General features: G+C 65.8%; 20 protein-coding genes. 9 read left to right on the top strand and 11 right to left on the bottom strand.

Annotation, left to right across the window (positions count from 1 at the left end; all coding sequences use genetic code 11):
• Window positions 1-171: 171 nt before the first annotated feature.
• The 3 genes from LQ953_RS08765 (at window position 172) to LQ953_RS08755 (ending at window position 2,408) form a co-directional block, all read left to right on the top strand.
• Window positions 172-690 carry an EF-hand domain-containing protein gene (locus LQ953_RS08765; RefSeq protein WP_231030351.1) on the top strand — a complete coding sequence of 173 codons (519 nt, stop codon included), beginning with the start codon at window positions 172-174 and terminating at the stop codon, window positions 688-690.
• 97 nt (window positions 691-787) lie between these two features.
• On the top strand, window positions 788-1,759 hold the full coding sequence (locus LQ953_RS08760; protein WP_231030350.1) for a cation diffusion facilitator family transporter: 972 nt from the start codon (window positions 788-790) through the stop codon (window positions 1,757-1,759).
• A complete protein-coding gene (locus LQ953_RS08755; protein ID WP_231030349.1) occupies window positions 1,722-2,408 on the top strand; it encodes an HAD-IA family hydrolase in 687 nt (228 codons plus the stop codon). The genes LQ953_RS08760 and LQ953_RS08755 overlap by 38 nt, the downstream gene beginning before the upstream one ends.
• Here the strand turns inward: LQ953_RS08755 and LQ953_RS08750 are convergent.
• A complete protein-coding gene (locus LQ953_RS08750; protein WP_231030348.1) occupies window positions 2,383-2,538 on the bottom strand; it encodes a hypothetical protein in 156 nt (51 codons plus the stop codon). The genes LQ953_RS08755 and LQ953_RS08750 overlap by 26 nt on opposite strands.
• An 11-nt stretch (window positions 2,539-2,549) precedes the next feature.
• Window positions 2,550-3,164, bottom strand: coding sequence for a cupin domain-containing protein (locus tag LQ953_RS08745; protein ID WP_231030347.1), 615 nt, complete (start codon window positions 3,162-3,164; stop codon window positions 2,550-2,552).
• A 43-nt stretch (window positions 3,165-3,207) separates the two neighbouring features.
• Between LQ953_RS08745 and tgt the strand changes: the two genes are divergently transcribed.
• A complete protein-coding gene (tgt, locus tag LQ953_RS08740) occupies window positions 3,208-4,347 on the top strand; it encodes a tRNA guanosine(34) transglycosylase Tgt (protein WP_231030346.1) in 1,140 nt (379 codons plus the stop codon).
• 105 nt (window positions 4,348-4,452) lie between these two features.
• On the opposite strand, the gene LQ953_RS08735 is transcribed toward tgt, so the two are convergent.
• The 5 genes from LQ953_RS08735 to LQ953_RS08715 form a co-directional block, all read right to left on the bottom strand.
• The gene (locus tag LQ953_RS08735; protein ID WP_231030345.1) at window positions 4,453-5,253 is read right to left on the bottom strand and encodes a class I SAM-dependent methyltransferase; all 801 of its coding nucleotides are present in this window, start codon (window positions 5,251-5,253) and stop codon (window positions 4,453-4,455) included.
• 258 nt (window positions 5,254-5,511) lie between these two features.
• Entirely contained in the window at window positions 5,512-5,922 is a 411-nt protein-coding gene (locus LQ953_RS08730; protein ID WP_231030344.1) for a hypothetical protein, read from the bottom strand.
• Between the two features lie 41 nt (window positions 5,923-5,963).
• On the bottom strand, window positions 5,964-6,170 hold the full coding sequence (locus LQ953_RS08725) for a ParD-like family protein (RefSeq protein WP_231030343.1): 207 nt from the start codon (window positions 6,168-6,170) through the stop codon (window positions 5,964-5,966).
• A 546-nt stretch (window positions 6,171-6,716) separates the two neighbouring features.
• Entirely contained in the window at window positions 6,717-8,177 is a 1,461-nt protein-coding gene (locus tag LQ953_RS08720) for a chemotaxis protein CheW (RefSeq protein ID WP_231030342.1), read from the bottom strand.
• Window positions 8,174-10,636, bottom strand: coding sequence for a methyl-accepting chemotaxis protein (locus LQ953_RS08715; RefSeq protein ID WP_231030341.1), 2,463 nt, complete (start codon window positions 10,634-10,636; stop codon window positions 8,174-8,176). Before LQ953_RS08715 ends, LQ953_RS08720 begins: the two co-directional genes overlap by 4 nt.
• 472 nt (window positions 10,637-11,108) lie before the next feature.
• On the opposite strand from LQ953_RS08715, the gene LQ953_RS08710 reads away from it, so the two are divergent.
• Complete coding sequence (locus tag LQ953_RS08710) at window positions 11,109-11,540, top strand: NIPSNAP family protein (protein ID WP_231030340.1); 432 nt, start codon at window positions 11,109-11,111, stop codon at window positions 11,538-11,540.
• 59 nt (window positions 11,541-11,599) lie between these two features.
• On the opposite strand, the gene LQ953_RS08705 is transcribed toward LQ953_RS08710, so the two are convergent.
• Window positions 11,600-13,096 (bottom strand): methyl-accepting chemotaxis protein, encoded by a 1,497-nt coding sequence (locus tag LQ953_RS08705; RefSeq protein WP_269141381.1) that lies wholly within the window; start codon window positions 13,094-13,096, stop codon window positions 11,600-11,602.
• 264 nt (window positions 13,097-13,360) lie between these two features.
• On the opposite strand from LQ953_RS08705, the gene LQ953_RS08700 reads away from it, so the two are divergent.
• Window positions 13,361-14,356 carry a cell wall hydrolase gene (locus LQ953_RS08700; protein WP_231030339.1) on the top strand — a complete coding sequence of 332 codons (996 nt, stop codon included), beginning with the start codon at window positions 13,361-13,363 and terminating at the stop codon, window positions 14,354-14,356.
• 45 nt (window positions 14,357-14,401) lie between these two features.
• On the opposite strand, the gene LQ953_RS08695 is transcribed toward LQ953_RS08700, so the two are convergent.
• Window positions 14,402-14,764, bottom strand: a complete 363-nt coding sequence (locus LQ953_RS08695; RefSeq protein WP_231030338.1) for a hypothetical protein — start codon at window positions 14,762-14,764, stop codon at window positions 14,402-14,404.
• Between the two features lie 195 nt (window positions 14,765-14,959).
• Here LQ953_RS08695 and LQ953_RS08690 point away from each other — a divergent pair, with 195 nt between their 5' ends.
• Window positions 14,960-15,313: a hypothetical protein gene (locus LQ953_RS08690; RefSeq protein ID WP_231030337.1), complete on the top strand. Its 354-nt coding sequence runs from the start codon at window positions 14,960-14,962 to the stop codon at window positions 15,311-15,313.
• A 3-nt stretch (window positions 15,314-15,316) separates the two neighbouring features.
• On the opposite strand, the gene LQ953_RS08685 is transcribed toward LQ953_RS08690, so the two are convergent.
• The gene (locus tag LQ953_RS08685; RefSeq protein WP_231030336.1) at window positions 15,317-16,072 is read right to left on the bottom strand and encodes a CPBP family intramembrane glutamic endopeptidase; all 756 of its coding nucleotides are present in this window, start codon (window positions 16,070-16,072) and stop codon (window positions 15,317-15,319) included.
• A gap of 113 nt (window positions 16,073-16,185) precedes the next feature.
• Between LQ953_RS08685 and LQ953_RS08680 the strand changes: the two genes are divergently transcribed.
• Both LQ953_RS08680 and LQ953_RS08675 read left to right on the top strand, forming a co-directional pair.
• On the top strand, window positions 16,186-16,632 hold the full coding sequence (locus LQ953_RS08680; RefSeq protein ID WP_231030335.1) for a hypothetical protein: 447 nt from the start codon (window positions 16,186-16,188) through the stop codon (window positions 16,630-16,632).
• Window positions 16,632-16,928: a transcriptional regulator gene (locus LQ953_RS08675; protein WP_231030334.1), complete on the top strand. Its 297-nt coding sequence runs from the start codon at window positions 16,632-16,634 to the stop codon at window positions 16,926-16,928. Before LQ953_RS08680 ends, LQ953_RS08675 begins: the two co-directional genes overlap by 1 nt.
• On the opposite strand, the gene LQ953_RS08670 is transcribed toward LQ953_RS08675, so the two are convergent.
• Entirely contained in the window at window positions 16,925-17,209 is a 285-nt protein-coding gene (locus LQ953_RS08670) for a hypothetical protein (protein ID WP_231030333.1), read from the bottom strand. The genes LQ953_RS08675 and LQ953_RS08670 overlap by 4 nt on opposite strands.
• Window positions 17,210-17,248 lie beyond the last annotated feature (39 nt).

Genomic DNA, 17,248 nt, shown 5'->3' with positions numbered 1-17,248 from the left:
GCTGGACGCGATTCTTCGGCTGACGCCTCATGGGGAGATCGCAGCCCCCATGCGCATAATCAGCCATGCCGCGGAGTCCTTGTCAATTGGCGTCTCGCCGCCTTACGCATTCACGCATGGCAAGCTAGAGCGGTGGGACCATACCTGCTTTCCCCTTTCGAAAGAGCGTCGATGCGCATTCTCCTTCTTCTCGGCGTCGGCCTCGCCTCCCCTGCCCTCGCCCAGGATCGGCCCGCGCCGCCCTGCACTAGCGCCACGCTGGAATGCGCTCGGATGGCTGGGGGCAATGCCACCATCGTTGCCGAGCCCGTGGCGATGATGATCGCTGCGTTCGATGCGGACCGTGACGCGCGTGTCACGCGTGCCGAGTTCGATGCCGGGGTGCGCCAGTCGTTCGAGGCCGTCGCGCCAGGCGGAGCCACCATGGGCTATATCAAGTTTGCCGACTGGGCCGAGCGCTGGCTGGGCAACCGCAACGCGCTGCCCAGCCCCTTTGAAGTGGATGCCGATGGCAGCAACGGCATCACCGCCGACGAACTGCTCGCCCGCTTCGCGCGCTATTTCGCGCAATATGATGCAAACAAGGACGGCGTCATCGTCCGTTCCGAGTTGCTGACGATCCGCGCGGCCCGTGTGCGCGATGGCGAAGGCCGTGGCAGTGGTGGAAAGGATCGGCGCCGCCGCAACTAGGCCGCACCGCCTCGCGCCGCATTCTTCCACAGCTACAGCTGAACAGGACGGCTGCGGGGATGGCCTTGCGCGGCGGTTTGTCGCTACACCTCGCGCCATGAGCAATGCCGCGCCGCACCATCCGCATGGGCACAACCACGGCCATGGGCACAGCCATGGACAACACGCGCATGGACACGGCCATGCCCACGGCCCGGTCGATTATGGCCGCGCCTTCGCGCTGGGCACGGCGCTCAACCTTGCCTTTGTCGCGGTGGAGGGCACCGCCGGCCTGCTGACGGACTCGATGGCGCTGCTCGCCGATGCCGGGCACAATTTGTCCGACGTGCTGGGGCTGCTGCTCGCCTGGGGAGGCGCAAAGCTGGCGACGCGGCCCGCGTCCAAGCGCTTCACTTATGGCCTGCGCGGCAGTTCGATCCTCGCGGCCCTGGGCAATGCTTTGCTGCTGCTGGTCGCGGTGGGCGCGATCGCCTGGGAGGCGGTGGGCCGCTTCTCTGCGCCCCCGCCGGTTGCGGGCGGCACGGTGATGGCGGTGGCGGCGGTGGGAATCGCCGTCAATTTGGCGACGGCGCTGCTGTTCGTGCGCGGGAGCAAGGACGACATCAACATTCGTGGCGCCTATCTCCACATGGCCGCGGACGCCGTGGTCTCGGCCGGGGTGGTGATCGGCGGCGGGCTGATCCTGTGGACTGGCGCGGGATGGATCGATCCGGCGATCAGCCTGGTTGTGGTCGCCGTGATCCTGTGGAGCACCTGGGGCCTGTTGCGGGAATCGCTCACCATGGCGCTCGCCGCGGTGCCCGCGCGGATCGATCCCGACGCGGTGCGCCAGGCGCTGGTCGAACTGCCGGGCGTGGCGCGGGTACACGACCTTCACATCTGGCCGATGAGCACGACCGAGGCGGCGTTGACCGCGCATCTGGTGATGCCGGGCGGGCATCCCGGCGACGGTTTCCTGGCGGATCTGGCGCACCGGCTCGCGCACGATTTCCGGATCGACCACACCACCGTCCAGATCGAATTGGGCGAAGGTGCCGAGTGCCGCCTGCACGGGCCCGCCCATGTCTGAAAGCCGGCCGCTGCGGCTGGTGATCTTCGATTTCGACGGGACGCTGTCCGACAGCGGTCACTTTTTCATGTCCGTGGCCGACCAATTGGCGGAGCGCTTCAACTTCCGCCGCGTCTGTCCCGCCGAAGCGGAGCTGCTCCGCCACAAAAGCTCTCGCGAGGTCATAGCCTATCTAGGCATCCCCCGCTGGAAAATGCCCCTTATTGCGCGGCACCTTCGCAACCTTGTCCTGCGCGATGCGCACCGCATCGAACTCTTCCCCGGCACCCCCGATCTTCTCGAGAAATTGGACGAAACCGGCGTGAAGATCGCCCTCGTCACTTCCAACTCCGAACGCAATGCGCGCCTGATTCTGGGCGATCAGCACATCGCCAGGATCGATCTTTTCGCGTGCGGATCGTCGCTGTTCGGCAAGGCGCGCAAGTTCCGCCACGTGCTCAAGAAGCTCGGCATCGCGCCCGATCAGGCATTGGCGGTTGGCGACGAAACGCGCGACATCGACGCCGCGCACGAAGTGGGCGCGCGCGCCGGCGCGGTGCTGTGGGGATATGCGAGCGAGGCGGTGCTATCCGCACATCGGCCGGACGTCTTGTTCGCCGAGCCCGAGGATATCCTCGACTATGTCAGGCGCCACCGATCCCCTCGATAACCTTGCCGCTGCCGGCGCAGTTCGGGCAGGTGTTACCATCGATTTTGCCTGAGCCGCTGCACTCAGGGCAGATATTCTCGCCGGTGCCTGGCGTGCCGGGGGCGGCGTCGTCGCCGGGGTTGGTGGCCATGGGTGTTCCTTTCAGTCGAAGTGGATCGCGAGCCAAACACTTGGGCGGTCGGTTGCGGTCCATGCGACCCAATGCGGCTGGCCCTTTGCGATCAGGAGATGGTCACCGGGGGAGAGGCTGACCACCTTGGAGTCCTCGATGCGGATGCCTGCTGCGCCTTCGAGGAGGAGGACCCATTCGTCGCGATCCTGGACCATTGGCTCGTCTTCGGGAGTGCACTGGCCATGGGAGACGATGCGTTCGACCTTGAAGCTGGCGGTGGCGAGGAGGTCGGTGAAGACCTCTGCGGACTTGGCCGAAGGCAGGGATTTGAGGAGGTTCACTATGTCTGGCTTGAAGCGGGGTTTGGGCGGTTGGACACTATCTTGTCGACGCGGAAAACGCCTGGTCGGGGTGCCGGCGGATTGGGCCCAATCGGCGTGGAGGCGGTTGCGGAGATAGGATTCCACTTCGTCGTAAGTCGCTGACACTCCATTATTTTCTACGCCGAGAACGCCATTTCCCTCAGCGTCTTTCAAGCCGAACAGACCGTAGTCCCCGCCGGGCTTGCGTCGGCGCGAGCGGACGAGCTTCAAGCCACGGTGCGCCGCCATTTCGCGCAGTTTTTCATCGACTTCGCTGACCATGTTCCCTCGACTTCCCCGCCACAGCGGCGCTAGGGCAACGCCCATGCCTCGTTTCCAGTTCACCATCCACCAGACCGACGGAAAAGCGCGTCTGGGCACTATCGCCATGCAGCGTGGCGAAATCCGCACCCCCGCCTTCATGCCGGTCGGCACCGCCGCGACGGTCAAGGCGATGAAGCCGCAGGACGTCCGCGCGTCGGGCGCCGACATCATCCTGGGCAACACCTATCACCTGATGCTGCGCCCCACCGCCGAACGCATGGACAGATTGGGCGGTTTGCACGGGTTTATGGGCTGGAATCGCCCGATCTTGACTGATTCCGGCGGTTATCAGGTGATGAGCCTGTCCGAACTGACCAAGCGGTCCGAGGAAGGCGTGGCGTTCAAGTCGCACCTGGACGGCACCAAGCACATGCTGAGCCCTGAGCGGTCGATGGAGATCCAGCGCCTGCTCGGCTCCGACATCGTGATGGCGTTCGACGAGCTGGTCCCCACCACCTCCACCCGCGACGTACAGGCCGCCGCCATGGAGCGGTCGATGCGCTGGGCCAAGCGCAGCCGCGACGGCTTCGACGCGGGCGGCGCGCACGCCGAGCGCGCGGCGCTGTTCGGCATTCAGCAGGGTGCGCTGGACGAAGGACTGCGCAAGGCGAGCGCCGATGCGCTCAAGGACATCGGCTTCGACGGCTATGCGGTCGGCGGCCTTGCGGTCGGCGAAGGCCAGGAGGCGATGTTCGGGGTGCTCGATTACGCGCCGGGGCAGCTGGACGAAGCCAAGCCGCGCTACCTGATGGGCGTGGGCAAGCCCGACGATATCGTCGGTGCGGTGGAGCGCGGGATCGACATGTTCGACTGCGTGCTGCCGACCCGGTCAGGCCGCACGGGCCAGGCGTTCACGCGCACCGGGCCGATCAACATCCGCAACGCCAAGTTCGCCGAGGATCAGGGACCGCTGGATCCCGCGTGCGGATGCCCGGTGTGCGGGACGTGGAGCCGGGCCTATCTGCATCACCTGGTGCGCGCGGGCGAGATCCTGGGCGCGATGCTGATGACCGAGCATAATCTGTGGTTCTACCAGGCGCTGATGAGCGACCTGCGCGGCGCGATTCAGGCAGGGCAGCTGAGCGTCTTCGCCAACAGCTTCCGCGCGGCGTATCGCGGCGGGGCGGCGGAGAAGGGCTGAGGCGCGCTTTCCAAGCGGTACCGGCCCGATCCCCCGCCCGGCCACCCACAAACTACCCGCGATGGGTGGCCGGGCGGAGGAACGGGCAAAGCGGGCCGGCGCGGCTCAGCGCGTCTTGATGAACTTCAGCGTGAAGCGGTCGCTTTCGCCGATCGCGGCGTACTTCGCGCGATCCTGATCCTTCAGCCGATAGGTCGGCGGGAGCGTCCACACACCCTCGGGATGGTCGTGGGTGTCCTTGGGGTTGGCATTGACGCTGCTTTCCTCGGCGAGGCGGAAGCCGGCCTGCTGCGCCAGGCGCACGACCGTGGACCGCTTGATATAGCCGCTGGTCTTTTCGCGCGCGGTGTCCATGTCCTCGGGCAGGCGGTGGTCGACCACGCCGAGCACGCCGCCGGGCTTGAGCGCGGCATGGAACGCCTTGAAGACACGCGCGGCGACGGCGGGATCGTCCTGCATCAGCAAATTGTGGACGTTGCGGAAGGTCAGCACGACGTCGGCGCTGCCGGCCGGAATGCTCGAAACGCCGGTGGCGAAGTCGACGGTCTGTACCTGGGTGTCGCCATAGAGCGCCGCCTTGCCAGCCATTGACGCGCGGACCCGATCGGCCTGTGGCGCGGGCACCAGGGCGACGTAGCGGCCCTTACCCTTCACCAGCGGCGCAAGGATTTCCGTGTACCAGCCGCCGCCCGGCAGGAACTCGACCACCGTCTGGTTCGGCTTCACACCGAAGAAGGTCAGCGTTTCCACCGGATGGCGATACTGGTCACGCTCGCGATTGGCCGGGGTGCGGGTTTCGGCGGCAACGGCAGCGGCGACATCGCCGGACGAACGCGCCGACTGAGCGGCAACACCGCCGGCTCCCAAAGTGGCGACGCAGGCGAACGCGAGTAGCAGGCGGGACATGGGACGGCTCCTGTTCGGATGATGCCGGATCATGGCGCGGCTTTGGCAGGTGGGCAAGGTTTCGGGATGCGGGGTAGCCGCAACTCGGTGCGTCTCAGCAGTGCTTGGCGTGCCCGTGCGACGATGGCGGTGAAATGGGTGGGAAGCGGCAAAGCGACTTTTGGGGAGGCAGATGGCGTTAGCCGGACATTGCGGGGTGCTGCCGCCATTCCCGAAAGCGATGATGTTTCGGGAATGGTCGAGTGGCAGCGGACTCGGTCAGAGTTGAACCCCTTTGGCCGTCCAAGCGGCCATCTCGGCATCGGCGATGGTCAGCGATACGCGCCAAGTGTCGGTGCGCCGCAGGACGTAGACATGCTCCCACTCGGCCACCGGAGCGTCGTCGGCACCCATCATGCGATATGCCATGCGCGCCTGAGCCACGCCAGGAAACAGCTCGTCGGCTGCCAGCAGGGCGCCTTCCGGCCGCACGACGCCCTGAGCTCGATAGAAACTGAACAGCGTGGCGCAATGGTCGCGGAACGCGGACCGTGGCATCGCGAAGTTGCCGGTGGGGGTGGGGAATAGCCCAACCTCGTCCCATAGCTCGCTTACCGTGTCGGCGTCCTCGCGCGCAAAGGCATCGACGTAGCGGGCGAAGAAATCGGTGATTTCGTCGTGAAAAGGCATGGCAGTCCTAGCAGGTAGTTGGGATTGTTGGGCGCGCTCGATCAAGCCGCGAGCGGCTGGATCAAGCGGACATTCGCCTCTGCGAGTTGCGTCTTCACGATGTCGTTGAAGGCCATGGTGGGATTGGCCTCGGCGAGCATTCCGATCTTCATCCAAAACTCGGCCTGGGCGTTGATTGACCGGCACATGACGGCGCTGGCGCGGCGGGCTTCCTCGTGTAGCTCGTCATCGATCTTCACCAAACCCATCGTCCTATCTCCATACAATCCATATACGTTCTGTATATAGAACATATGTTCGGGGAGCAATAGCTGTTGTGCCTATCGCCTCCCGGATGCCGCGCTTTGCGGATCACGAAGACAAAATTGGGTGGGAAGCAGTCAGTCTGCTTTCGAGCGGCGAGGGAACGTTAGCCGCCGTTCGTGCAGAGCGGCCCCGGCTCTTGGTTGAGGGCAAACGGCACAACCGAAGTGTTGATCGAAGACGTGTCCTCAGCGTCCACAGCGTAGCCCTCGAGGAGAGGGACACGCCCGTCTTTGCATTGAAGGACCACCCCGAGACCAAATTCGACCCCTGCGGCGCGGAGCAAAACCTCTGCCCGAGCGGCGCAGGTGCGCGTGTCAAACCGTTCGACTTCAGCGGGCGCTTCTATGGCCACGAAGAACCCGCCACCCGTGTTCTCGCGCGAAACAATCTTCGCAGGGAGCAACTGCGCCTCAGCGTTGAATCATCAGCGCGCTACAGTAGACGGCGGACTTCGCCATCGCAGGATGATCTTATCAAGGTCGTTCGGATCAGGCGAGATGCGCAGCCTCGTTGGCTAAGTCGCACAAGGTGACGGCTTCCTGCTTGCCTCCGATCTTCGCGTCGATGAAAAAGGTCGGCGAGCCATCCGCCGTGTTGCTGGGGCTGCGATGCAGTTTCGAGCGCGCGACCGTTTCCAGCCTGTCGACCACCAGCCCGTTGAAGCGTCCATCCTTTTCCACCACCAGCACCACCGCGTCGGCGCGCGCTTCGGGGTCCGCGATCGTGCCGCTCAAATCGAACAACGGCAGGGGCGCGCCGTTATAGCTGGTAATGCCCTGCAATGCCGAGCCCGAGCGGTTAAGCCCGGTGCGCGCCTGCGGGAACGGGATGATCTGCTTGACCGAAGACAGCGCGGCGGCGCGGCGCCGCTCGCCTGCGACGAACACCAGGAACGGCTGACGTTCCTCGGTCGCCCCCGTCGGATCGGCAAGCGCGCTGTGCACGGGCGCCGCCTGAGCGCGGCTGAGCGCGCCGATCATGCGCAGCGCGTCGCTGCGCACCAGGGCGTCGCCGTCCAGCAACAGGTTCTGCCGCCCTTCATGGTCGACGATCGCGCCACGGAACAAGGTAAGCTGCTTGGCGAGCGCTTCGGGCAAGGGCCGGATCGAGCGTTCGCAGATCGGCAGGATGCGTTCCACCCGGTCGATCTTGAAACCCAGCAACTGCTTGTCGTCCAGGCGCAGAATGATGACGGCCCCGCTAGACGTGGGTTCCGCGCGTCCGGACAGACCGAACAGCGCGAGATCGTCGACCACGGGCACTTCCTGGCCGAGATAGGAGACCACGCCGACCCATTTGCTCGACGGCGCCGGGCTCGGCCGGATCAGCGCGTTGGGTACCGTGGCGACCACCCGCTTCGCGTCGAGTGCGAGATTGGCGCCCGCCACCGTGACGAGCACGACCGCGCTGCGCGCCCCCGCTCCGCCCGCGTCGGACCCGGCGGTATGTTCGCGTGCATGCGGAACGCCGGGCAGCGCCAGCACTGCGGCGGGATCTAGCAGCCCGACCAGCGCCCCGTCGTGCGGGAAACTGCTGGAGACGATGCGGTGATCCTCGACTCCGGAAACCGTAAACGGCTGGATCGAATCATGCGCGACGCGGGCAAGACCCGAGACCGAGTCCATGATGATGCCGATCAGCGCGGCATCGTGCCGCAGGATCAGCACCACGCCGTCCTCCCCGCTGCGCGCTTCGAAGCCAAGCCGCGCGGCGACATCGAGCACCGGTATCACCCGGCCACGGATCACGATGGATCCGGCCGAAGCGTTGCTGCCCGAGAAGCTGGGCTGCAACTTTTCGGGCAGTGGCACCACTTCGCGGACGTTCACCGCCGGCACCGCCAAGTCGCGCCCGCATAGCCGCATCAGCCCGACGTCGAGCAGCCTCGGCTCGGGATCGTCGAGCAGGACAGCAGCATCTGCCGCGGAAAGCGCGACCAGAGCGTTCATCCGTGCGCCTTCGTCGAGGAGGCGAGTTCGCCGATCATGCCGACGACCTTGAGCGTTAGATCCTCCTGCGTGTTCGCGGAATCGGCGATCTGCGTGATCGATCGCGCGGTCTTCTCGACGCTCTTCACGATCCCCTCGAATGCAGCCCGTGCGCTCTGCGAGCGTTCGGTGCCGTGCGCGACGCGCTCGCCCGATTCCTCGATCAAGCGGGAAATGTCGGTCGCGGCCTCGGCGCTGCGCTCGGCCAGCTTGCGCACTTCCTCCGCGACGACCGAGAAGCCTACGCCGTGCTCGCCGGCACGCGCCGCCTCGATCGCGGCGTTGAAGGCCAGGAGATTGGTCTGGCTGGCGAGTTCGCCGATCACGCCGACGATCTTGGCGATCTGTCCCGACGACTTGCTGATCAGCTCGATCGACTCGATCGCATTGTTGATCGCGGCGCTTCCCTCGGTGGCGGCACCATCGGTTTCGCGGGCCAGTGCCGAGGCACCCTGCGCACCTTCGGAAATGCTCGCGATCGACTTGGTCAGCTGCGCGACCATGCTCTGCATGTCCTGGCTCTTGGTGGCGATATTGTGCTCAAGCTCCACCTGGGCCGAGATGTCATAGGCGTGCTTGATCACGCGCACCGGCTTGCCGGACAGATCGTAGACCGGGCTGTAGCTCGCCTGGATGTGCACGTCGCGGCCATATTTGCCCACCCGGTGGAAGCGCCCGGAGTGGGTTTCGCCGGCGTTCAGCCGGCGCCAGAATTCGCCATAGTCCTTCGACTTGAGATAGTCCGGCATGCAGAACATGCTGTGGTGCTGCCCGACGATCTCGCGCAGCGAATAGCCCATGACCGCAAGGAAGTTGCCGTTGGCGGTGAGCACATTGCCGTCCATGTCGAACTCGATCGAGGCCTGGCTGCGTTCGATCGCGTCGAGGCGGTTCTGGACCTCGATCGACTTCATCTTGGCTTCGGTGATGTCGAGAGCATAAGTGACGAGCTTGTAGGGCTTTCCGCAGGTGTCGAGGATCGGGTTGACCGTGGCGCGTGTCCATACCTCCCGACCGCCCTTGGCGATGCGCTTGAACTCGCCCGACAGGAACTCGCCCTGGGACAGGCCTTCGGCACGCTGCCGATAGGCTTCGCTCTGCGCGATCGACGGCTCGACCATCATGCGCTGGTCCTTGCCGCGGATCTCCTCGATCGAATAGCCGATCATCTGGAGGTAATTTTCGTTGGCATAGAGCACGGTGCCGTCGAGCGAAGTCTCGATCACGCAAGATGCGCGGCTGATCGCGTCGACCTTGCCCTGGAACTCCAAGTTGCGGCGCTTCGCTTCGGTCATGTCGGTGGCGTATTCCACGACTTTCCACGGCTTGCCGTCGAGGTCGAGGATCGGGTTGAAGCTGGCATAGACCCAGACTTCGCGGCCATCCTTGGTCTGGCGGCGGAATTCGCTGGCCTCATGCTCGCCGCGCGCCATCTTGTACCAGAACTGGCGATAGTCGTTGTGGATGTGGCAGCCGGCATGAGTCGTCGCCTCGTGCGGCAGGCCGACCAGTTCCTCGCGGCGATAGCCCAGCATCGCGCAGAACATGTCGTTGGCGGTCAGCAGCGTGCCCGACAGGTCGTACTCCGCAACCGCGTGCTGGCGCGACACTGCCTCGACCTTACCCTCGGCCTCCGCAGCGGCAAGCCGCTGGGCGGTCACGTCCATCGCGTATTTGACGATCTTGATCGGGCGGCCGCGCAGGTCGAAGATCGGGTTGTAGGTGGCCTGGATCCAGATTTCCTTGCCGCCCTTGGCCAAGCGCTTGAACGCGCCCGATTCATATTCGCCGCGGCCCAGCTTCTCCCAGAAGCGGGCATATTCGGTCGAGCGCGCATGATCGGGCGGGCAGAACATGCGGTGGTGCTGGCCTTGGATCTCGCTCAGCGCGTAGCCGGTGACTGCCAGGAAATTCTCGTTCGCAGTAAGCACCTTGCCGGAAAGGTCGAACTCGATCACCGCCTGGGCGCGGTTGATCGCGGACAGCAGCCCTTCGTGGAGGATGCTTTCCTGGCGGGTGTCGGTCACGTCCATGGCGATCTTGACGATCCGGACCACGGTCTCGCCTTCGAGCATCGGATAATACTTAGCGCGGATCCAAACCTCGCGGCCGTCGCGGGCTACGCGCTTGAACTCGCCGTCCTTGGCATTGCCGCCGCGCAGGCCGAGCCAGAACAGTTCATATTCGGAGCTGTTGGCGAAGCTGGTGTCGCAGAAGATGCGGTGGTGCTGGCCGATCACTTCCTCGGGCGCATAGCCCATCAGGTTGAGGAACAGGTCGTTGGCGCGCAGCACGGTACCGTCCGGCGCGAACTCGATCACCGCCTGAGACTGGTCGAGCATCAGCCCGAGCTGCCGCAGCATGGCATCGGCGTCGTGTGCAGCGGGCTTGTCGAGGGTCTGGCGTGTGTGAGCGGTCATACGGCTTCCATGTTCTATTCTAACCGAACGGCATCAATGGTTTGCGCTGATCGTCGGTCGACTTGAGCATTATAGGAAGCAACGTTGCGAGACCTAGTTCTGGTCGGATCGAAAAAATGGTTATCGTATGCATCTTGTGATGGAAGTCGTGCTCGCGGTGCGCATGCCGGAAGGTTAAGGCGGTGAAACGGCGAGAAACCAAAACGCCGGGTGCTAGGCGACTGGTGCGACCTGCTATTGAAGGCCGTCTCAGGCGGCATGAATAACGGTCAACGAGTGATCGTCGGACGGCAACTGCGCCGGCTTTGCAGCCTTGATGATCGGCGGCTTCCAGGATCGTGCAAGCGGCGCGCGAACGGCCGCTACTGGGCGTTAGCTGTAGACGCCGAGGCCCTGCGGCGGCAGCCGATGCGTTTCGACTTGAAGCTGCCGGAGGCGTATGATCGTCTTCGCATCCGCTCGGGAGATCCTAATGCACCCTGTATTCGCCGCCTGTTCTGTCGTGATGGCGACAGCGAGCCCTGTAGCCGTCCAGTCGGCGGCGCTCGACGCGCAATCGGCGGTCTACGAATTGCGCATCTACTATCCCGCGCCGGGCAAGCTTTCGGCGCTGAATGCAAGGTTCCGCGAGTATACGCTCAAGCTCTTTGCCAAGCATGGCATGCGCAACGTTGCCTACTGGAATGAGCAGCCGACCCGTGAAGCGCCGGAGGGCCGGCTGGTCTATGTGCTGGCTTACCCCAGCCGGGAGGCGCGGGACGCGAGTTGGAAGGCCTTTGGCGAGGATCCCGAATGGCGTGCGGTGGTGGCCGCGTCGGAGGCTGGCGGCAAGCTGGTGACGAAGGTCGACAGTGTGTTCATGAACCTTGCCGATTACTCGCCGCGCCTCCCGCTACCGCGTTGAAGCTTTGGGGATGGTCTTCTTCACTGCCTAGCTAGGCACAAGACACCCGGGAGTGCGTGTCATGCGTGCGGGTGCCTTAGCGCGGCCACTGCAGCGGCGGAGAGCTGCTTTGGCTGACCCAGGTGAGACGGTGCTGGCGCCTTGCGCTGTCCCCCCTGGGTGCGGAAGCTCGCGGTCAGTTCGGCGAGGGTGTCGACTTCGCTGGTGAGCGAGCGGGCGGCGGCGGAGGTTTCCTCCACCATCGCCGCGTTCTGCTGCGTGCCGCGGTCCATGGTGCCGACGGCGGTGGAAATCTGGGTGATCGCGGTCGCCTGTGCGCTGTTGTCGTTGGCCATGGCGCCGAGCAGGGCGTGGACCTGCGCCACATCGTCCGAGATGGTGCCGAGCGCTTCGTCGACCTTGCGCACGGCGCCCACGGCGCTTTCGATCTCCGCCTGTGTGCTGGAAAGCTGCTCGCGGGCGCGGCCGGCTTCTTCTTCGGCACGCATGGCGAGCGCCGAGACGAGGTCGGCGACGACTGCGAAGCCGCGCCCGGCCTCGCCTGCACGGCCAGCCTCGACCGCGGCGTTCATGGCGAGCACGCGCGTCTGGAAAGCGATCTTGTCCACGCCTTCGATCACATTGTCGATGCCGCGGGCGCTCTCCGACACGCGGCCCATCGCCTGCACGGCGAAGTCGGCGACGGTGCGGCCATCGCCCACCGTTGCGATCGCCTGGTCCGCGCGGACGACGGTGGACTGCGCGGCGGTGGCGGTGTTGCGCAGGCGTCCGTCCATCTGCGACAGAGCGGCGGTGGTCTCCTCCAGCGAGGCGGCGTTGCTCTGCGTGCGGCGGGCGAGGTCTTCGGAGGCCTGGGCGATTTCCGACACGCCGGAATTGATGCGCGAGGCGCCGTCGTTGATGGCGCCGATCGCACCGCGCATCTTGGCGAGCGTGGCGTTGTAGCTGCGCTCCACCGCGGCGAAGCCTTCGGGCATGCCGGTGAGTTCGCCGGTCAGGTCGCCCTGCGCGAGCGAGGCCAGCGCTTCGTCGATGCGGGCGACGGCCAGTTCTCGGGTGGACTGCGCCTCCTCGAAATAGATGGAGAGCGAGATCTCCATGTCGAGCAACGCTGCCTTGACGATGGCGATGTTCGCTTCCGCAACGGCAGCGGGGCGGAAGATGCCGACGATCCGCTTCCACAGCGGGGTGAGCGACTGAACCCCGCGCAGGAGATGCTCCAGCACGATGGCATAGCTGCCGACATACCAGCGGGGCTCCAGCCCGATGCGGGCATGAGTCGTGCCGATGCGGCGGACGCTCTGGTAATAGTTCTGGTCGAACTCGGCGCTGGCGAGGTGGACCCAATGCTTTTCCTGCGCCGCCTTGGCGCGGGCCATGTGCGCGCTGTCGGCAAAGAAGCCGGCGGTGTCAGGCGTGGCGGCGGCGCGGGTATAAAAACGGTCGAGCGCCTTGCCGATGACGCTGGACACGAGAGGCTTGGTGCTGCGCAGCGTCTCGCGTTGCTCGGCGCCGAATTCCATGAAGGCGAGGCGCGAGGCGATCGGGTCGGACAAGAATACGCTCCTGGTAAGCAACGGAAGGGAGGATCCCCTTGGTCCTAATATTAGAGGGTAAACGGGGCCGAGGCGCTTTCGGGCCGGATAAACCTGTGGGCATCTGGCGCGCCCAAGCCTTAGCTTAACCATAAGCTGTGTCGCGGCGGGACGTGGAGAAATCGGGGGGCGAAGGGGTAAGGAAAGCAGGATATATGGGCTGCCGTCCGCACCAGTCGGGGTGCGTGGGAGACCTTTGGCGTGGCCTGGCGGCGGTTTAGCGGAATGCAGATGCGGGGGCTGGCGGCGGGGCTGCTGGTGTCGGCGGTCGGCGCCGGCTTTTCCGCGCAGGCGCTGCAATCACCCGAGGTTGGCGCGATTGCCGCCCAGACGCCCGTGAGCGGCTATGAGGCCGAGGACCATTTCCCGGGCGCGGCTTTGTACCATGCTGTCGATGACGATGCGGCAGTGGCGGCGGGTACTACGGGCACGATCGCGCTGCCCGCGGTGCCGGTAGCGGCTTCGCTCGATGCGGCGAGTGACGGATCGGTGCGCCCTGCCCAGCCCTTTCGCCTGGCCGGTACTGCGCAGGATCGGGCGCGGGCGCTGCAATGCCTGACCAGCGCAATCTATTACGAAGCGGCGAGCGAGCCGGATAACGGCCAGCGCGCAGTGGCGCAGGTGGTGCTGAACCGCGTGCGGCACTCCGCCTTCCCGGCGAGCGTGTGCGGCGTGGTGTTCCAGGGGTCCGAGCGGCGCGGCTGCCAGTTCAGCTTTGCCTGCGATGGGGCAATGGCGCGGGTGCCCTCGCGCGCAGCATGGATGCGGGCACAGGGCGTGGCGGCGGCGGCGCTGGCCGGAAGCGTCTTCGCGCCGGTGGGGCTGGCGACGCATTACCATACCTATGCCGTGACGCCGTCGTGGAACCGCAGCCTGGTGATGACGGGGGTCTTCGGGGCGCATTTCTTCCATCGCTGGAAGGGCTGGTGGGGCACGGCGGCCGCATTCGGGCAGGCTTATCGGGGGGGTGAGCCGGTGCCGGGGCCGCACGCGCCGGTGGCAGTGCCGGAACCGGTGGCGGCTTTGCCGCAGGTGGTTGCTGCCCCGGTGGCAGCAAATGTCACGCCGACGGCGGCGGTTCTGACGAAACCCGTTGCTGCGACGCCGATCGAGCAGGTGCAGCCTGCCTATGCACAAAGCGGGGCGGTGTCGGGCGCCTATGACAACAGCGAGTCGCAGATCCTGGACAAGTGGAAGGACAGCGGAAAACCGCTGCGATGAAGGGGTGCTCCCACCCTCTGCACGAGAGGATGGGAGCTAACCGGCTTACCAGCGGCGGCCGCGGTGATCGCGATCGTTCTTCTGGACGCGGATGCGGGCCGAGAGCGCATCGAAGCGGCGGTCGAGGTCGCGGCGCTCGTTGAGCGTCAGACCCGGGCGCGAGCGGCGATACTGGGCCTCAAGGCGCGACAGGGCGCGGAACTCGTTGCGCAGGCGCGTGGCTTCGTTGCGGTTGAGCGCGCCCGAGCGGATGCCCTGGTTGATGCGCGATTCAAGCCGCGCCTGGCGTGCGTTGATGTTCTGCCAGCCAGCCTGTGCGTAGCCCGGAGCGGGCGCTGCCATGGCAGTGGCGGGAACGGTGGCGGCGGCGATGCCGAGGCCTGCGAGCATGAGTGCGAACTTGTTCACTTGAAAACGCTCCTCTTTGAAAACCGGACCGTTGCTGCGGTCTGAGGGTGATATGGAACGCAGCTGTGTCGGATGTGTCCCGCCATTCGCCGTTTTGTGTCGCAGTTTGTCGCATCGGCGGCGGGACCGTTCATCCGCCGTTTGGCTGAGCGCGCGCAGCATGCGATGCGATGATCCGTTGAAGGGAGATGGTCGATGCGCCTTGTTGCCCTTGGCTTGCTGGTGTGCGGATGCTGGAGCGCACCCGCCGCCGCCCAGACCTGGGGCGGCTATGATCCCAGCCCCTTCCCTGCCGCGCCACGCACTGTGCCGTCGCGCGTCGCCCGCGACCTGGGCAAGCTCCGCGAGGAACGCCGCGAGGGCCGCGCCGCCGGGCAGCTTAGCCGGCATGACGTGAAGGCGCTGCGCCGCGACGAACGGATGCTTGGGCGGCTGGAGGCGCGGTTCGCGCGCGGCGGGCTGTCGGATTCCGAGGCGGCGGAGCTGCAGGTGCGTACCGAAATCCTGCGCGCCCAAGTGGCGGCGCGCAGGACGCGGGGCCTCAACTAAGCCTCAGACCGTGGCGGCGCGCAGCTGGCGGGCGGCGAACCAGCGGGCGATCGATGGGCGTACGATCAAGGCAATCACGTCGATGATCGCGTGCATTGCCATCGGGCGGAGCAGCGAGCCGCTTTTGAAATATACCAGAGCAAGCCAGGCGCCGACGAACGCGGTGCCGAGAATGCCCTTCCACCCCTGATAGGCATGGGCCAGGCCGAAGATCACGAGCGAGGCGACCAAGGCGAAGGGCACCGAGCCAGTGACGTCGGCGATCAGCAGCGGCAAAGCGAGGCGGAAGAACAGTTCCTCGCTGAAGCCCGCATTGATGCTGAGCACCAGCGCCGCGCGGGCTTCGGCGGCGTTGCGGGTCATCAGCGGTTCGATATCGCCGACGGTGGGGGTGAACAGCTTTCGCATGCGGCGGAGTTTCAGTGCCACCGCGATGGCGATGCCGACGCCGAGGCCGATCGCGATGCCGAGCATGTAATCGTCCGATGCTTGGCGCGCCGCTTCACCCGGCTGGAACCAGGCAGCCACCGCCTGGAACTCGGCGGGTATCCCCAGCACGGCGTCCCAGCGGCCCAGCAGGGCGAGCGTGACGGCGGCGCCGCCTGCCAGGATCACGAAGCTTTGCGCGGTCCAGCGCCAGAACCAGCGGGCACGCTCGGGCCCGTCTTCAAGCTGCTTGAACCGGGCATATTGAAGCTGGTCGCGGCGAACCCACACGAACAGCCCCACCAGCACCACCACCAACCAGATCGTCGTCATCGGCTTCCTCCAATCACTTTCCGATGTGGAAACTGACCGTGACTTTCCGAGTCGTCAAGTCGTAACTTGACGTTGTGGAAAGTGACGCTAGCGTGATCGGTGGAAGGATGATCATGGACAGCGAGTTCGATCCCAAGGAAGCATTGGCGATGGCCGCGCAGACGCGAGCCCGACTGGCGGCGCGCGCGGGAACGCCGGCCTGGTATGCGCCCGGCTATGGGCTGGGGTGCGGGGCGACGGTAGCGAGCCTGGCGCTGCCCGACTCGTGGATTCCAGCAGGCATGGTGCTGGCGCTGATCTGGACGGTGGGGCTGTACCTGTTGTGGCAGCGGATTTCGGGCCTGTCGGTGAGCGGCTATCGCGCAGGCTCGACGCGGCGAGTTACGGCATGGCTGCTGGTGGCGTATATGCTTGCCTTTGCCGTGGCAGCGGGCCTGCGCAGTGGCCCGGCGCCCGTTTGGGGACCGATCCTTTGTGGGGTGGCGCTGGGGCTGTTTGCCGCCTGGGCCAGCGCGGCATGGGACCGGGCGTGGCGGCGCGACATGGTGCGGGAGCTCTGATGCCTGCGCTGGAGCTCGATCCGGTGATCCACGCGCCGCTCAGGCTGCAGGTCTGCGCGCTGCTGTCCGCCACCGACGAGGCCGAATTCGCATTGGTACGCGAGGAGACCGGCGTTAGCGACTCGGTGCTTTCGAAGCATATCCGGCAGCTGGAGGAGGCCGGCTATGTCCGCGTCCGCAAGGCCACCCTCGCCTCGCGCCAGCGGACCTGGCTGTCGCTTACCAAGGAAGGCGCGCGCGCCTTTGCCGCGCATGTGCGGGCGCTTACCGCGCTTGCCGGGGTGGCGAAGGCCTAGTCGATGATGTCGGGCAGCGGCGTGGTGCCGTCCGAGCGGGCGACATAGAGCTGCTCGACACAGTGATCGGCCGCCCAGGCAAGGCCGGCGGATTCGGCGTCCGCGGGCGAGGTATAGGGTTCGCTGCCGACCATCGCGACGGATTCGGCCGCGTCGGAATCGCCGCAGCGTAGCAGCACCGAGCCATTCAATTCGAATTTGCCGCCTGCCAATTCCTGGATGCGGATGCAGTCGCTGTCCTGTGGGGCGGTTTTGCCGACCGGCAATTGGATGACTTCCATGAGCAACTCCCTGCGCTTTCGTGCAGTAACGCTTTGGCG

This window comes from Sphingomonas sp. IC-56, from assembly GCF_021043375.1.
Taxonomy (GTDB): domain Bacteria; phylum Pseudomonadota; class Alphaproteobacteria; order Sphingomonadales; family Sphingomonadaceae; genus Sphingomonas.
This window is presented reverse-complemented; position numbering and strand designations above follow the sequence as displayed.

Excerpts from the sequence above, each read along its gene's own strand:
- LQ953_RS08765 (WP_231030351.1), top strand. The coding sequence starts at position 172 with ATGCGCATTCTCCTTCTTCTCGGCGTCGGCCTCGCCTCCCCTGCCCTC.
- LQ953_RS08760 (WP_231030350.1), top strand. The coding sequence starts at position 788 with ATGAGCAATGCCGCGCCGCACCATCCGCATGGGCACAACCACGGCCAT.
- LQ953_RS08750 (WP_231030348.1), bottom strand. The coding sequence starts at position 2,538 with ATGGCCACCAACCCCGGCGACGACGCCGCCCCCGGCACGCCAGGCACC.
- LQ953_RS08745 (WP_231030347.1), bottom strand. The coding sequence starts at position 3,164 with ATGGTCAGCGAAGTCGATGAAAAACTGCGCGAAATGGCGGCGCACCGT.
- tgt (WP_231030346.1), top strand. The coding sequence starts at position 3,208 with ATGCCTCGTTTCCAGTTCACCATCCACCAGACCGACGGAAAAGCGCGT.
- LQ953_RS08735 (WP_231030345.1), bottom strand. The coding sequence starts at position 5,253 with ATGTCCCGCCTGCTACTCGCGTTCGCCTGCGTCGCCACTTTGGGAGCC.
- LQ953_RS08730 (WP_231030344.1), bottom strand. The coding sequence starts at position 5,922 with ATGCCTTTTCACGACGAAATCACCGATTTCTTCGCCCGCTACGTCGAT.
- LQ953_RS08725 (WP_231030343.1), bottom strand. The coding sequence starts at position 6,170 with ATGGGTTTGGTGAAGATCGATGACGAGCTACACGAGGAAGCCCGCCGC.
- LQ953_RS08720 (WP_231030342.1), bottom strand. The coding sequence starts at position 8,177 with ATGAACGCTCTGGTCGCGCTTTCCGCGGCAGATGCTGCTGTCCTGCTC.
- LQ953_RS08715 (WP_231030341.1), bottom strand. The coding sequence starts at position 10,636 with ATGACCGCTCACACACGCCAGACCCTCGACAAGCCCGCTGCACACGAC.
- LQ953_RS08710 (WP_231030340.1), top strand. The coding sequence starts at position 11,109 with ATGCACCCTGTATTCGCCGCCTGTTCTGTCGTGATGGCGACAGCGAGC.
- LQ953_RS08700 (WP_231030339.1), top strand. The coding sequence starts at position 13,361 with ATGCAGATGCGGGGGCTGGCGGCGGGGCTGCTGGTGTCGGCGGTCGGC.
- LQ953_RS08690 (WP_231030337.1), top strand. The coding sequence starts at position 14,960 with ATGCGCCTTGTTGCCCTTGGCTTGCTGGTGTGCGGATGCTGGAGCGCA.
- LQ953_RS08685 (WP_231030336.1), bottom strand. The coding sequence starts at position 16,072 with ATGACGACGATCTGGTTGGTGGTGGTGCTGGTGGGGCTGTTCGTGTGG.
- LQ953_RS08680 (WP_231030335.1), top strand. The coding sequence starts at position 16,186 with ATGGACAGCGAGTTCGATCCCAAGGAAGCATTGGCGATGGCCGCGCAG.
- LQ953_RS08675 (WP_231030334.1), top strand. The coding sequence starts at position 16,632 with ATGCCTGCGCTGGAGCTCGATCCGGTGATCCACGCGCCGCTCAGGCTG.
- LQ953_RS08670 (WP_231030333.1), bottom strand. The coding sequence starts at position 17,209 with ATGGAAGTCATCCAATTGCCGGTCGGCAAAACCGCCCCACAGGACAGC.